Raw genomic sequence first — 13,526 nt, forward strand, 5'->3', positions numbered from 1 at the left:
ACCGGGGGCTCGCCCCCGCGCACCACGGGCCCTCGCCCGGGAAATGGGACCGCACCATGCCACTCGTCAGCACCGGTGAACTCGTCTCGGCCGCCGTGGCCGACGGCCGGGGCGTAGCCGCCTTCAACGTCATCACGCTGGAACACGCCGAAGCCATCGCGGCGGGGGCGGAGAGCACCGGTGTCCCCGCGATCCTCCAGATCTCCGAGAACGCCGTCAGGTTCCGCGGTGGCCGGCTGTCGGCCATAGCTGCGGCTGCGGCTGCCACCGCCCGCTCGTCGTCCGCCCGCCTCGCCCTCCACCTCGACCATGTGGTCTCCCCCGACCTGTTGCGCACCGCGGACGGCGAGGGCTTCAGCTCGGTGATGTTCGATGCGTCGAAGTTGCCGTACGGGAAGAACGTCGAGGCCACCGCGGAAGCGGTCCGCTGGGGGCACGAGCGGGGCATCTGGGTCGAGGCCGAGTTGGGCAAGGTCGGCGGCAAGGAAGGGGAGGCCCCGCTCGACGCCCACACCCCGGGAGTGCGTACGGACCCGGCGGAGGCCGCGGCCTATGTGGCGGCGACCGGGGTGGACGCCCTTGCGGTCGCCGTCGGCTCGTCCCATGCGATGACCGAGCGCACCGCCACCCTGGACCACGGGCTGATCGCGCGGTTGAGGGACGCGGTTCCCGTCCCGCTGGTGCTGCACGGCTCGTCCGGTGTTCCGGACGACGAGATCCGTGCCGCGGTGGCCGCGGGAATGGTCAAGATCAATGTGGGTACGGCGCTGAACACCGCGCTCACGGCAGCGGTCCGCGACCATCTGAGCGCGAACCCCCAGGTGGTGGACCCGCGGAAGTACCTGGGACCGGGCCGCACGGCCATGACCAACACCGTGGCGACCTTCATGCGGCTCTTTCTCGCTGCCTAGCGATGGCAGGGACCGGAATCACGCTCACGATCACGCGGGAATCACCGGGCGTTGATCGACGGGGAGTTCCCGAATGAAATCCGCCCCGTCGGCATGCCGACGGGGCGGATTCTTGGCTTCTCACGGTCCCGGCGAGCGAGTCGACTCAAGCTCACCGAGGTCCGTGGGGAGTCAGCGCTTGTTGCCGGCTTCCAGCCGGACCTGGTCGAGTATGGCCTCGCACTGGTTGCCCTGCTCGCAGGAGATCTTGAGGTCGTTCTTGCCCTTTTCAAGATCGATCCAGACGAACGTGCGCGTCCAGCCCTTCTCCCAGTCGCCCTCGGCGGCCTTGGCGAAGTTCGACATATTGATCTTGCGCGGTGTGCCGTCGTTGATCGTCAGCGAGGTGTGGGCGTCCTTGCCGGGCACACCGTAGGTGATGTACATCGTGTGCGGGCCGCCGGCGGGCACGTCCACCGACCAACTCGCGGAACCGCCGACACCGTTGAACTTCACATAGGCGCCGTCAGCGCCCTTCGCGCCCTTGATCTCCGTACCGAGCTCTGCCGGCGCACCCAGCTTGAGCGTCGCCGCGTCTTGCTTTGGCAGGTCAGCGGGCTTGTCCTCACCGGAGTCGGGCTCATTGGGCTGCTGCGACTGCGATGGGCTCGGGGCGTTGCTCGGCTTGACCTGACCACCGGTCTTGTCGTCCGTGTCATCGGGATTCATCAGCGCGGCGGCGATGCCGATCACGACGACCGCGACCACGGCGATCGCACCGATCAGCAGTCCCTTGGTGTTGGGTCCGCGTCCGCTGCCCCGACCGCCCGTGGACGGTTGCTGGGCTGCGCGCGGTGTCACCCCTCCGGGGTAGGTCTCGGGCGCCGCGTACTGGGCTGTCGGATGGCTGCCGTAACCCTGCTGCTGGTATCCCTGCTGCGGGACCGGCTGGCCCTGGTTGTGGCCGACCTGACGCTCGCCGACCGCACGTACGTGGTTGTAGGAGGTCCTGGGCACACCGGGCTGCGCGGCCGGTCCGGGGTAGCCGTAGCCGCGGCCCCGGCCCGAGGGCGATGTGGCGCCCGCTGCGTGTCCGTCCTCATACAGATAGCCGAACGGATCGTCGTCCTCGGGCGTATTCGCGCCGTTGTTCCCGGCCGTCATGCCTGGTACCTCCTCACCCTCGTCAGCCCTACGCCGACCCCGGCGAGCCTACCCGGTTTGGATTAACGCAACGGATGGCCTTGACCTCGATAGGTCACTCGTCACAAGACCAGGACAGAATCACTACACAAGAGGAGAACCGGCCGACCCGACGATCAACCCGCGCGCCGGTGCACCTTCGAACGCGAGCGCTTCTCGACGTACATCCGTTGATCTGCGGATTGCAGCACCTCGTCGACGGTCATGCCGCAGCTCGCCCAGCTGATGCCGAAGCTCGCCCCGACGCGCACGCCGCGTCCTCCCACCCGGATCGGCAGGACGATCGCGTTCCGCAGCCGTGCCGCCAGATCGGCGGCATCGGCCGAGCCCAGACCGTCGGCGAGGACCACGAACTCATCGCCGCCGAGACGGGCCACCGTGTCCCCTTCCCGTACGCCCGTGGTGAGCCGGCGGGCGACCTCGACCAGAACGGCGTCACCGGTCTGGTGCCCGAACCGGTCGTTGATCGACTTGAAGCCGTCCAGGTCGCAGAAGAGGACCGCGAGCCCCTTCGTACCGTCGTCGACCTCCTCGTCCGGCGCGACGGTGTGGACGTGGTGGTCGTACGCGGTGCCTGTGGGGCCGAAGTCGAAGCCGTCGCCGAACAGGGCTCCGGGGTCCTGGTCGTACCCCGCGCCCAGGTGCTCCAGCTCGGCCTCATGGCTGCTCGGCGGTCGTTCGCAGAGCTTGGCACTCAGTCGGGTGCGCAGCTCAGCGCTGTTGGGAAGGCCGGTGAGGGCGTCGTGGGAGGCCCGGTGCGCCAGTTGGAGTTCATGGCGCTTGCGATCCTCTATGTCCTCGATGTGGGTCAGGAGGAAGCGCGGGCCGTCCGCGGTGTCGGCGACGACGGAGTTCCGCAGGGAGACCCACACATAGGTGCCGTCCCGCCGGCCCAGCCTCAATTCCGCGCGACCGCCTTCGGCGGAGGTACGCAGGAGGGTGCCAATGTCGTCCTGGTGCACCAGGTCTGCGAAGGAGTAGCGACGCATGGCGGATGCGGGGCGGCCCAGGAGCCGGCACAGCGCGTCATTGGTCCGCAGCAGTCTGCCGTGCTGATCGCCGCCCATTTCGGCGATGGCCATACCGCTGGGGGCGTACTCGAATGCCTGCCGGAAGGACTCCTCGCTCGCTCTGAGGGCCTGCTGTTCGCGCTCCAGCCGTACCAGCGCGCGCTGCATGTTTGCTCTGAGGCGGGCATTGCTGATCGCAATCGCGGCCTGGGAGGCGTACATCTGGAGCGCTTCTTGGCCCCAGGCGCCGGGACGGCGTCCGTTGCGCGGTCGATCGACGGAGATGACGCCGAGGAGTTCGCGACCGCCGCCCGAGGCGTACATGGGCGCGTAGAGGCGGTCCTGGGGGTGCCACTCGTCTTCGAACCGGGGGTCGGGTCCTTCGGTGTGCCACTGCGGGACGTCGTCCTCGATGAGCACCCAGCCCTCGGTGTGGGGTATGAACCGCAGTTCTCCCCATGCCTCGCCCATGGACAGCCGACGGTCCCAGGAGGGTCGGGAGCCGACGCGCCCCGTGATCAGGGCTTCCGCGGCGGCGCTACCTGCGAATGCGGCGACGACCAAGTCGCCGTCGGCCCGGACGAGGTTGACGCAGGCGAGTTCGTAACCGAGCCCGGCCACAATGCCGTCGGCGACGGTCTGGAGGGTGTCAGCAAGGCTGCGGGCGGTGTTGAGGTCCGCGACCACCTTGTGCAGCTGCCGCAGGGTAGCAAGACGGACGTACGGCTCCGACTCGGTCTCCATGCTCGCTCTCCCCGAGACCTCGACAGCAATCTTCAGAAACTCCAGGTTCCTCTTCGGCCTTCTCGTTGCGGTTTCCCGGCCACTGAATCACAGCGAGCACTTCACCCGGTACACAGGGTCAACAAATACCGCCCTCTGTGACTCAAGTCACATCATCTGATGAAGACGGGCTCTGGCCGAATGGATGTGCGTTTGGTCTCTACCAGTGTTCTACGAACGCAAATCCGCCCGTTTCCGCCGTACGGGCGCACTCCTCACAAGAGCCTCCCAGACGCTCCCCTCAAACGGTATGGCGCGTCCTTCGGGCCGCCGACCCTACAGAGGTCCTAGGACTTTCGCTGGGTCTGGTGGCCGATGCGCACACCGGGTGACGACAGTTAGCGTCTCATGTGTGTTGCATACGACTTCGCACTCCTGGCCTGTTACTCCCCCGAGCCCCGCACGCCCCTTGGGACCACCGGGACCCCGGAGTCCCGCCCAACCGGACTCCGCTCCCCGCGTCCCCCATGCTGAGGGGGTGACAAATGAGGAGTTCCGCGCCGCGATGTCCCAGCTTGCCGCCGGGGTGGTCCTGGTGACCGCGCACGACGCGGACGACGGCCCACGCGGTGAGGACGTGGGCATGACCGCAACCGCCTTCCTCTCCGTGTCGCTCAACCCCCCATTGGTGATGGTCAGCCTCCGCAACGGCTCGCGCATGGACGACCTCCTCGCGGAACAGCCAATGTGGGGAATCTCCGTACTCTCCGAAAGCCAGCGGCACATCGCGGGCAGGTTCGCCATGAAGGGGCGGATCAGCGACCGACTGCTGTTCGAGGACATCCCCTACGCACGAGGGAAGGTGAGCGGGGCGCTACTGGTGCGTGGAGCGCTGGCGACCTTGGAGTGCCGCACGGAGAACCGGGTCGTCGCGGGTGATCACACGCTGGTGATCGGACGGGTGCTGGGAGCGGATCTCTACAGCACCGAGGGCGGACCGCTGATGTACTTCAGGGGCCGCTACCGCCAACTGGGCTGATCAGAGCAATCGCCGATGTATGAGTCCCTACCACGTCGAACCCTCTGTGCCGGGTGGGGCACCGAGCGGTCGACGCGGCCCGCGTCCCTTTGTCGACCCTTCTGCTGACCTGCGCTCGATCCTGTTATTGATCCTGCTGTTGATCCTCGAAGCATCCCGGTGCGGCACATCGACCCCATCGGACCCATCGGCCAGATCGATGCCTTCAGAGCACATCCGGCGCCTTCAGAGCCCCAGCCATCCGGCCGCGGTCGCCGCTTCAGTGCCAGTCACGGCCTGAGCGACCGCGTTTGACGTCCGCGCGCTGCTTCTTCTCCTTCAGACGCCTCTCGTTGATCCCTCGCGGCACCCGCACGGCTCGGCGCGGCTTCGGCGGCGGGGCGGTCGCATCCGCGAGGAGCGAGGCGAGCCGGACGGCCGCCGTCTCGCGATTGCGCCACTGCGAGCGGTGCTCGGACGAGCGCACGGCGATCACTCCGCCGACCAGACGGCCGGCCAACCGCTCCAGAGCGCGTTCCTTCCACACCCTGGGCAGGGCATCCGTCTTGCCGAGGTCGAAGCGCAGCTCGACCTGTGAATCAGTGGTGTTCACGTGCTGGCCACCAGGCCCAGATGACCTGGAGAAACGCCAGATCAACTCGGCCTCCGGCAAGGAGACCGAGCCACGGATGACATAGGGCCCGGACATGCCCCCATGATCCCGCGACGACGGAGCGCACGTCATCCAGTTTTCCCAGCGCGTCGCATATGAGCACGCACTTCACCTTTGGCCGGCACCCACCGTTCGGGCAGCCCACGGCATCCGGCGCAGGCGGCCGGGGAGCGTGGGTTGCCGCAGCGGACGCGAACCCGGCGAAGAACCCTCAACCACATGGAACCTGGCAGTCCCCTGCCTGCGTTATGACGGGTACCGGTAGCTTCGTACGACAAGAAGCCGGATGATTCGATCACGAAGGGGACTTCCCAATGGCAGTTAGCCTGACCAAGGGCGGCAACGTCTCGCTCACCAAGGAGGCACCGGGCCTGACCGCCGTTACGGTCGGCCTCGGCTGGGACGTCCGCACCACGACGGGCACGGACTTCGACCTCGACGCCTCCGCGATCGGTGTGAACCCCGCGGGCAAGGTCGCCTCCGACGCCCACTTCATCTTCTTCAACAACCGGGCCACGCCGGACCAGACCATCGTGCACACCGGTGACAACCGCACCGGTGAGGGCGGCGGCGACGACGAGCAGATCAATGTGAACCTCGCGGGTCTGCCCGCCGACGTCGACAAGATCGTCTTCCCGGTCTCGATCTACGACGCCGTCACCCGCGCCCAGAACTTCGGCCAGGTGCGCAACGCCTACATCCGCATCCTCAACCAGGCCGGTGGCGCCGAGATCGCCCGCTACGACCTGAGCGAGGACGCGGCGGTCGAGACCGCGATGGTCTTCGGCGAGCTCTACCGCAACGGCGCCGAGTGGAAGTTCCGCGCGGTCGGCCAGGGGTACGCGGCCGGGCTGGAAGGCATCGCCCGCGACTTCGGTGTGAACCTCTAGGTACCGCTTTCGGCGTGAGCCTCGACAGCCGCGCCGAGCGCAGGGCGCCGTGCCCCGGCAGGGAGCGATCCCAGCTGGGGCACGGCCATGTCCGCTCCCGTGTTGCCTCCGAAGAGGGCACAAGGCCCCTCCCGCCAGCCCCTCTGATCGCGCTCACATGAGAAGATCACTTCGCGCCAAGCGTGCCGATTCCAGCCGTGAGAGGTGACGATGTACGCAATATCCCTAGGTGATGACGGCGCCGAGCTGCGTCCGCTCGAACCCTGGCAGGCGGCCGAGTTCCTGGCCCACGTGGACCGCGGGCGGGAGTTCATCGGGCAGTTCAACGGCCTGCCGGACGTGATCAAGGATCTGGAGTCGAGCCGGGCGTTCCTCCAGGCGTACGCCGAGAAGACCGCGGCCGACACCGGACGCATCTACGGCATCCGCACGGACGGCACGCTGGTCGGCGCGGTCATCTTCCGCCAACTGGACGCCGCCCGGGGCACAGCCGAAGCGGGCTGTTGGCTGGAACCGTCCGCGGTGGGCCGGGGCCTGGTGACCCGGGCGGTACGGACCATCATCGACTGGGCCGTCGAGGAGCGGGGAATCCACCGGGTCGAGTGGGTGGTCTCCGCGGGCAACGCCCCGAGCATCGCGGTCGCCCGCCGCCTCGGAATGACCAAGGAAGGCGTCCTGCGCGAGAGCTACCTCTACCGGGGCGAGCGCCACGACGAAGAGATCTGGTCGGTCCTGGCACCGGAATGGCGGGCCGCCAAGCGGGCTTCCTGAGCCCCACCGGCCACCGGAAGCGGGGGCAGTGCGCCCAAGGCCGCACGAGCGTATTCAGCGCCGCGTTCTGCGGGCCGCCGCAGAGTCGCCGCGGACCGCTGCGTGTGCACCTTGCCCATGATGGCGTTCGACAGACCGCGGGCGAGCCCCCAAGTGCCCGGCGGTCTCGCCCCAGGCGTCACGCCCTTGCCGGGCGGTCCTCGCCGTACAGCCAGATGCGCCAGAGGTCGTCGAGTCGGTGGCCCACCGTCTTCTCCGCGTAGGCCGTGAAGTCCTTCGTCGAGGCGTTGCCGTGCCGGTGTTCGGCGGGCCAGCCCTTCAGGATCTTGTCGAAGGTCTCGTCGCCGACTTCCTGCCGGAGCTTGTGGAGGACCATCGCGCCCCTCCCGTACACCGGGGAGCTGGAGATCCTGGCCGGTGACGGCGGATCGGCCGGTGGGAATTCCCAGTTGGACTCGTCCTCGAACGCCTTCTCGTAGTTCTGCTGGGCCGGTACACCGTCGAAGTCCTCGGCCCACAGCCATTCGGCGTAGGTGGCGAAGCCCTCGTTCAACCACATGTCGCGCCAGTCGGCGGGGGTGACCGAGTTTCCGTACCAGTGGTGCGCGATCTCGTGGACGAGGATGTCGAGTTGGAAGTGCTCGGCGGGGAAGACCGGGCGGTTCTGGGTCTCCAGGGCGTAGCCGACCTCTCCGTCGGGGACGACGATCGCGCCGATCGACGAGTACGGGTACGGGCCGAACCGCCGCGTGGACCATTGCATGACCTTCGGGATCTCGGCCAGCAGCGCCGCACTGTCGTCGGCCACCGAGGGATCCACCGCGGTGATGACGGGCAACCCCGTCGGGGTGCGCGAGGTCTTGGTGTCGTACGCGCCGATCGCCAGCGTCGCCAGATAGCTGGCCATCGGCCGGGCCGACTTCCATCTGAAGGTGGTGCGACCCGCCCGAGTGGTCTCACCGGCCAACTCTCCGTTGGAGATCACATCGAGTCCTTCGGGGACGGTCGCGGTGACGGCGTAGGTGGCCTTGTCGCTCGGATGGTGGTTCCCGGGGAACCAGGCCATCGAGCCGGCGGGTTCACCGACCGCGAGTGCGCCGTCCGCGGTCCGCAGCCAGCCCTCCTCGGAGCCGTCGGAGTCGGTGATGGTCCGGGGGTTGCCGGAGTAGCGGACGACCGTACGGAACGTCTTGCCCCGGGCCACGTCCTTCCGGGGGCGCACGGTCAGTTCGTCGCCTGCCTGGTTGGCGGCTGACCCCAACCCGTCGACGGTGACCCGGTCGGCCCTCAGGGCGTGGAGGTCGAGGTTGAAGGCGCTGAGGTCAGCGGTGGCGCGGGCGGTGATCTCGGCGGTGCCCGTCAGCCGTCCGGTGCGCGGCTCGTAGTCCAGGGTGAGGGCGTAGTGCTGGACGTCGTAGCCACCGTTCCCCAGGCGCGGAAAGAGGGGATCGCGCACTCCGGACCCGCCCGGGGTGCCTTGGACGCCCTTCGGTACGGATCCGCTCGCGCTGCACCCCGTCAGCGCGCATGCCGCGATGAGAGCCAGGGCGACGATGGGCGCGAAAGGGCGCGAGGAGAGGGGCGGACGCACGTCGCGATCCTAGGGGCGAGGCGCTGCGATGCCGGGGAAAGCCCTGCTGGGGCAGGGTGTCCGACAGCCGTGACATGGCCTGGCGGGATGCTGACCGAACCACCCTTGAACGCCCTTGAACGTGTTCCAAACCGCCGCGGGCAGCCCACAACGCCGCCCCCGAGTCGTCGTTTCAACGTCTCGGGGGCGCCCGCCGGGGTCAGCGGGTCAGAGCCGCCACACCCGCTCGGGCGAACTCCTCGTCCTGTGCGCCGCTCGGCGCGCCCGCCACTCCGATTCCCGCGATCGGAGCACCCTTGACCTGCACCGGGGCTCCGCCGCCCAGGAAGAGGGTGCCGGGAATGTCCTTCAGGTTCGGGGTGGAATCCAGACGCTTGACCAACTCCGAGGTGGGGGCGTTCCAGGAGACCGCCGTGAACGCCTTCTGCTGCGCGGACTCGTACGACTGCGGACCCGCGCCGTTGCCGCGCAGGGTGACGAGCGTGTTGCCGTTGCGGTCGACCACGGCGACCGTGATCCGCTGGCCGGCCCGCTCGGCGGCGTCCAACGTGGCCTGCGCGGCCCGGGACGCGGCGTCGACCGTGAGCTGGGTGGTCTGCTGGAGGTGTCGGTTGGAGGTGTCCGCCTTGACCGCCGCACGGGACTCCGCCGCGGGCGCATCGGCGCTGGCCGTGACGGCACCGACCGTCCCGACGCCGAGGGCCGCGGCGACGGCGGCCCCAGTCAGAATGCGGGTACGGACCGAGATCGACGACATCTTCTTCATGATCGTTAGCTCCTGGGGGCTGAGTTCCGGTGGTCAGCGGGACCATCTGCCATCGATCTTGGGGTTCACCAGGGCCTGTGAGCATCGGCGTACCGGCTGCCCCACACATGCATGATGGAGGAGGGGCGGGTCAGCCGATCGGCTGATGCGGCCGTGCTCCCCCGGGGTCACGATGCTGAGGAAGACCCCCTGTCCCGCCGGACCGATGCGCCCGGATCAGACGTACGTAGGAGATGGCCATGCCCCCCACACCTTGGGCCGCACCTCGGTACGGCCGGGTCCGGCACCGGGAGGGCGAGCCCGCGCGGGAGAGCGCGTACGACGCATCGGGGGACTCCCAGGGAGCGGACCGGGAGACCCGCTGGCTGGAGACGGTGATGAACATCGCGTTCCTCGCCCTGCTCGCCGGCGCCCTGCTGCGCTTCCTCACCCGGCACTCCGACAGCCCCTCGCTGCCCTGGGTGATCGGTCTCAGCGTCGCCCTCGCGGTCCTCCAACTCTCGGGAAACCGGCTGACCGCTCGCCATGGGCACGGAGACCTGGTCCGACTCGCGCTGATCGTGGGCTGCTGGACGGTGGTGGTGCTGCTCGCCCCCAGCTTCGCCTGGTGCGCCGTACCGCTGATCTACACCGGTCTGCGGTCCCTGCCGACCCGCGCCGCCGTCGCCCTGGTGGCCGTCCTGTGCGCCCTGGTCATGATCGCCGAATGGCGGCTGCGGGACGGTGTCGACCCCAATCTCTTCCTGGTGCCACCCGCCGTGGCCGTACTGGCCACCGCGGTCTTCCTCCACATGGGCCGGCAGGCCGACCGGCTCCGGGCGCTGATCGACGATCTGATCCGCACCCGTCGCGAACTGGCCGCCACCGAGCGGCGCGAAGGGACACTCGCGGAACGGCAGCGCCTGTCCATGGAAATCCACGACACCCTCGCCCAGAGCCTGTCCAGCCAACAGATGCTCCTTCAGGCCGCCGACCGCATCTGGGCGAGCGACCCGGGGACAGCGCGCGGCCACGTCCGTACCGCGGAGTCGATCGCCGAACGCAGCCTCGCCGAAGCCAGACGCTTCGTCCACGATCTGGCGCCCGCGGAACTCGCGGAGGGCGGCGGGCTGGAACAGGCGCTGCGCACGCTCGCCGAGCGGGAGTCCACTCCGTCCCTCCCGGTCCGCTTCCACCTCGACGGCCCTCCGCGGCAGTTGTCCGACCGGGTGCAGTCCGCGCTGTTGCGGATCGCGCAGGGCGCCCTGGCGAACGTCCGCGAACACTCGGGCGCCGGCTCGGCCGCGCTGACCCTGAGCCATCTCGACGACCAGGTGGTGCTGGACATCGCGGACGACGGGACCGGGTTCGTCCCGGGGGACCCGGCGCCGGGAGTACGCGGCCATGGCCTCGCCGCGATGCGGGCGCGCATACAGCAACTCGGCGGCACGCTGACCATCGAGTCGACACCGGGCGAAGGCACCGTCGTGTCCGCCGCGATCCCCGGGGAGCAGCGATGACCGCCGTACGAATCCTGTTGTGCGACGACCACGCTGTCGTACGGGCCGGACTGCTGGCACTGCTCGGCAGCGAGCCCGACATCGAGGTGGTCGGCGAGGCCGGCAGCGGTGAGGAGGCGGTCGCCATGGCCGCCAAGCTGGAGCCGGACGTGGTGCTGATGGACCTCCAGTTGGGAGCCGGTATCGACGGGGTGGAGGCGACCCGGTTGATCGCCTCCCCCACGGTGCACGTCCTGGTGCTGACGACGTACGACACCGACGCGGACATCACCCGGGCGATCGGGGCGGGGGCGACCGGATATCTATTGAAGGCGGAACGCCCTGAGGAGCTGTTCGCCGCGATCCGTGCGGCGGCGCAGGGCCGCACCACCTTGTCGGCGCCTGTCGCGAGCCGGGTCATGGACCGGATGCGGGGCACCGGAAGCCCACAGCTGACCGAGCGGGAGCGGGACATCCTGGGCCAGCTGGGGAGGGGGCTCGGCAACCGGGAGATCGCGAGGGCGCTGTTCATCAGCGAGGCGACGGTGAAGACCCATCTGGGCCGGATCTACGCCAAGCTGGGTGTGGACACCCGCGCGGGCGCGGTATCCGTGGCCAAGGAGCGACGGCTGCTGCCCTGAGCCCCCGGGCCGGTTCGGTCGGGCCTGTTCCATCCGGGCCCGGTGGCGGCCGATGGCCGGGACGGCCGGGGCGGGGGCACGTCCCGGGGCGTGACACCATCGGGCGGTGCTCGATATCGGCTACTCCCTCTCCCGGCGCTTCCCTGACCCCCCGCAGACCGACTACCGGCGCGCGGACACCCAGTCACTGCGCCACGATCTGTTCTGCGGCGACGTCTACCTCGCCGACACCAAGGCCGACCGCGAACTGTCCACAGCCTGGGGATGGGTCCCGGTGCTCGACTTCGCCTGGGCACTGTGCGACATCGTCGAGCGCGTCGACCGCGATCCGCGCGGCAACAGGGCCTCCGTTCCCCAGTACGCCGAGTTGGACTTCACCGAGTCCTCGGACCGGATGGTCTTCGAGCGGCGCTTCGGCTGGGTCGATGTGGAAGCCGACTGGATGCCCAGCGACGAACCGGCCCTGACCTTCAGCCACCGCGAGCTACGACGCGAGGCCCGCGACTTCCTCCACGATCTGCTGGCCGACCTCTTCGACATGCACGAGGGCCTCGCGGACAACCCGGTGGTCTGGGACCTCCAGGCCCGATTCCCCCGGCTGTAGGTCGCGCCCGCCGGCGATGTCACATCGCGCGGCCCTGGACCGTCCTTCCTTCGAGAGCGTTCACCAACGCAGGGAAGGGATGCCCTCATGCATGAGATCACTGTGATCGGCGGCGGCTTCGGCGGACTGACCGCGGCCATCGCCGCCGCCGAGTCCGGGGCCACGGTCCGCCTGTACGAGGCGCACCGGACGTTCGGCGGCCGGGCCCGCACCAGCGAGGCGCCCTACCGCACGAATGACGGCCCGCACGCCTTCTACCGCCGTGGACCCCACTGGGGCTGGCTGAAGCAGCGGGACCTCATCGGGCCGCTGGCCTCGATCCCGGCACGGGAGGCGGCGCGCTTCCGGTTCCGTCGTGGCGGACGGCTGCGGCGGACGCCTCCGGCAGCCCTGGTCAAGCTGGCCTGCTGGGATCCCGGGCACGTACCGGTCGACGAGGACTTCACCGGTTGGGCGAGCTCCCGGGTGGGCCTTGAGGGAGCGCGGGCCGCGGCCCGGTACACGGGGGTGGCGCTCTTCGACCACGACCCCGGCTCGCTCTCGGCCGCGTTCGTCCACGAGCGGTTGCGGCGCGCGGCCTCGCTGCCGCCCGAGGCGAGCTATCCGCGCGGCGGCTGGGGCCAGGTCATCGCCCGCATGCTCGCCCGTGCCACGACGTTGGGCGTACGGATCGAGAGCGGCGCCCGGGTCGACGTACTGCCCGAGCGCGGCCCGGTGATCGTCGCCACCTCGCTCGATGCGGCGCGCGGGCTGCTGAAGGACGAGGCGCTGCGCTGGCCGAGCGGACGTACGACCCTGATCGACCTGGCGGTGCGCACCCACCGCAAGGACCCGTTCGTACTCTCCGATCTGGACGCACCCGGCTGGCTGGAGCGCTTCACCGCACAGGACCCCTCGCTGGCACCGGCCGGACATTCGCTCGTCCAAGGTCAACTGCCCATTGCTCCTGAGGAGTCGAAGGCGGACGGCATCCTGCACGCCGAATCCCTCTTGGACCTGGGCTTCCCTGGCTGGCGCGAACGGACGGTGTGGCGACGGGACGCACTGTCCCAGGGCCGCACCGGAGCACTCGACGCACCGGGAACGACCTGGCGGGACCGGCCGGCGATCGACCGCGGTGACGGTGTGTTTCTGGTCGGCGATCAGGTGGCGGCTCCCGGCGTCCTCTCGGAGGTGTCGTTCACCAGTGCCCTGTCGGCGGTGTCCCTGGCCATCCGGCATCCCGCCACGGGGGTTGACCTCAATCGAACTTGAGGTTGGAAGCTGGA

The 13,526-nt window shown here is 69.3% G+C and carries 13 protein-coding genes; 8 read left to right on the top strand and 5 right to left on the bottom strand.

What is annotated here, in order from left to right:
* The first annotated feature begins 56 nt into the window (after nucleotides 1-56).
* Complete coding sequence (locus OID54_RS17345) at nucleotides 57-911, top strand: class II fructose-bisphosphate aldolase (RefSeq protein ID WP_329020633.1); 855 nt, start codon at nucleotides 57-59, stop codon at nucleotides 909-911.
* Nucleotides 912-1,082: 171 nt separating this feature from the next.
* Here the strand turns inward: OID54_RS17345 and OID54_RS17350 are convergent, their stop codons facing one another.
* Both OID54_RS17350 and cdgB read right to left on the bottom strand, forming a co-directional pair.
* Entirely contained in the window at nucleotides 1,083-2,054 is a 972-nt protein-coding gene (locus OID54_RS17350) for a carbohydrate-binding protein (RefSeq protein WP_329020634.1), read from the bottom strand.
* Between the two features lie 155 nt (nucleotides 2,055-2,209).
* Nucleotides 2,210-3,847: a diguanylate cyclase CdgB gene (gene cdgB / locus OID54_RS17355; protein WP_329020636.1), complete on the bottom strand. Its 1,638-nt coding sequence runs from the start codon at nucleotides 3,845-3,847 to the stop codon at nucleotides 2,210-2,212.
* 544 nt (nucleotides 3,848-4,391) lie between these two features.
* On the opposite strand from cdgB, the gene OID54_RS17360 reads away from it, so the two are divergent.
* A complete protein-coding gene (locus tag OID54_RS17360; RefSeq protein WP_384642144.1) occupies nucleotides 4,392-4,865 on the top strand; it encodes a flavin reductase family protein in 474 nt (157 codons plus the stop codon).
* Nucleotides 4,866-5,124: 259 nt separating this feature from the next.
* On the opposite strand, the gene arfB is transcribed toward OID54_RS17360, so the two are convergent.
* Nucleotides 5,125-5,553: an alternative ribosome rescue aminoacyl-tRNA hydrolase ArfB gene (gene arfB / locus OID54_RS17365; RefSeq protein WP_329020641.1), complete on the bottom strand. Its 429-nt coding sequence runs from the start codon at nucleotides 5,551-5,553 to the stop codon at nucleotides 5,125-5,127.
* Between the two features lie 278 nt (nucleotides 5,554-5,831).
* Here arfB and OID54_RS17370 point away from each other — a divergent pair, with 278 nt between their 5' ends.
* Together OID54_RS17370 and OID54_RS17375 are read left to right on the top strand one after the other, a co-directional pair.
* Nucleotides 5,832-6,407, top strand: coding sequence for a TerD family protein (locus tag OID54_RS17370; RefSeq protein WP_329020642.1), 576 nt, complete (start codon nucleotides 5,832-5,834; stop codon nucleotides 6,405-6,407).
* A 210-nt stretch (nucleotides 6,408-6,617) separates the two neighbouring features.
* On the top strand, nucleotides 6,618-7,178 hold the full coding sequence (locus OID54_RS17375; protein WP_329020644.1) for a GNAT family N-acetyltransferase: 561 nt from the start codon (nucleotides 6,618-6,620) through the stop codon (nucleotides 7,176-7,178).
* 178 nt (nucleotides 7,179-7,356) lie between these two features.
* Here the strand turns inward: OID54_RS17375 and OID54_RS17380 are convergent, their stop codons facing one another.
* Nucleotides 7,357-8,769 carry a M1 family metallopeptidase gene (locus OID54_RS17380; protein WP_329020646.1) on the bottom strand — a complete coding sequence of 471 codons (1,413 nt, stop codon included), beginning with the start codon at nucleotides 8,767-8,769 and terminating at the stop codon, nucleotides 7,357-7,359.
* Nucleotides 8,770-8,968: 199 nt separating this feature from the next.
* Nucleotides 8,969-9,526, bottom strand: a complete 558-nt coding sequence (locus OID54_RS17385) for a GlcG/HbpS family heme-binding protein (RefSeq protein ID WP_329027597.1) — start codon at nucleotides 9,524-9,526, stop codon at nucleotides 8,969-8,971.
* Between the two features lie 248 nt (nucleotides 9,527-9,774).
* Here OID54_RS17385 and OID54_RS17390 point away from each other — a divergent pair, with 248 nt between their 5' ends.
* From OID54_RS17390 to OID54_RS17405, 4 genes are all read left to right on the top strand, one after another.
* Nucleotides 9,775-11,034 (top strand): sensor histidine kinase, encoded by a 1,260-nt coding sequence (locus tag OID54_RS17390; RefSeq protein ID WP_443055612.1) that lies wholly within the window; start codon nucleotides 9,775-9,777, stop codon nucleotides 11,032-11,034.
* Nucleotides 11,031-11,654, top strand: a complete 624-nt coding sequence (locus OID54_RS17395) for a response regulator transcription factor (RefSeq protein ID WP_329020648.1) — start codon at nucleotides 11,031-11,033, stop codon at nucleotides 11,652-11,654. The genes OID54_RS17390 and OID54_RS17395 overlap by 4 nt, the downstream gene beginning before the upstream one ends.
* Before the next feature lie 106 nt (nucleotides 11,655-11,760).
* Nucleotides 11,761-12,258 carry a hypothetical protein gene (locus OID54_RS17400; protein WP_329020650.1) on the top strand — a complete coding sequence of 166 codons (498 nt, stop codon included), beginning with the start codon at nucleotides 11,761-11,763 and terminating at the stop codon, nucleotides 12,256-12,258.
* Nucleotides 12,259-12,345: 87 nt separating this feature from the next.
* Nucleotides 12,346-13,512, top strand: coding sequence for an NAD(P)-binding protein (locus OID54_RS17405; protein WP_329020652.1), 1,167 nt, complete (start codon nucleotides 12,346-12,348; stop codon nucleotides 13,510-13,512).
* The last annotated feature ends 14 nt before the right edge of the window (nucleotides 13,513-13,526 follow it).

It is taken from the genome of Streptomyces sp. NBC_00690 (genome assembly GCF_036226685.1).
Lineage (GTDB): Bacteria > Actinomycetota > Actinomycetes > Streptomycetales > Streptomycetaceae > Streptomyces.

What these genes read in the sequence shown, in the direction of transcription:
- OID54_RS17345 (WP_329020633.1), top strand. Translation starts at nt 57, where the DNA reads ATGCCACTCGTCAGCACCGGTGAACTCGTCTCGGCCGCCGTGGCCGAC.
- OID54_RS17390 (WP_443055612.1), top strand. Translation starts at nt 9,775, where the DNA reads ATGCCCCCCACACCTTGGGCCGCACCTCGGTACGGCCGGGTCCGGCAC.
- OID54_RS17370 (WP_329020642.1), top strand. Translation starts at nt 5,832, where the DNA reads ATGGCAGTTAGCCTGACCAAGGGCGGCAACGTCTCGCTCACCAAGGAG.
- cdgB (WP_329020636.1), bottom strand. Translation starts at nt 3,847, where the DNA reads ATGGAGACCGAGTCGGAGCCGTACGTCCGTCTTGCTACCCTGCGGCAG.
- OID54_RS17360 (WP_384642144.1), top strand. Translation starts at nt 4,392, where the DNA reads ATGTCCCAGCTTGCCGCCGGGGTGGTCCTGGTGACCGCGCACGACGCG.
- arfB (WP_329020641.1), bottom strand. Translation starts at nt 5,553, where the DNA reads ATGTCCGGGCCCTATGTCATCCGTGGCTCGGTCTCCTTGCCGGAGGCC.
- OID54_RS17405 (WP_329020652.1), top strand. Translation starts at nt 12,346, where the DNA reads ATGCATGAGATCACTGTGATCGGCGGCGGCTTCGGCGGACTGACCGCG.
- OID54_RS17395 (WP_329020648.1), top strand. Translation starts at nt 11,031, where the DNA reads ATGACCGCCGTACGAATCCTGTTGTGCGACGACCACGCTGTCGTACGG.
- OID54_RS17375 (WP_329020644.1), top strand. Translation starts at nt 6,618, where the DNA reads ATGTACGCAATATCCCTAGGTGATGACGGCGCCGAGCTGCGTCCGCTC.
- OID54_RS17385 (WP_329027597.1), bottom strand. Translation starts at nt 9,526, where the DNA reads ATGTCGTCGATCTCGGTCCGTACCCGCATTCTGACTGGGGCCGCCGTC.
- OID54_RS17350 (WP_329020634.1), bottom strand. Translation starts at nt 2,054, where the DNA reads ATGACGGCCGGGAACAACGGCGCGAATACGCCCGAGGACGACGATCCG.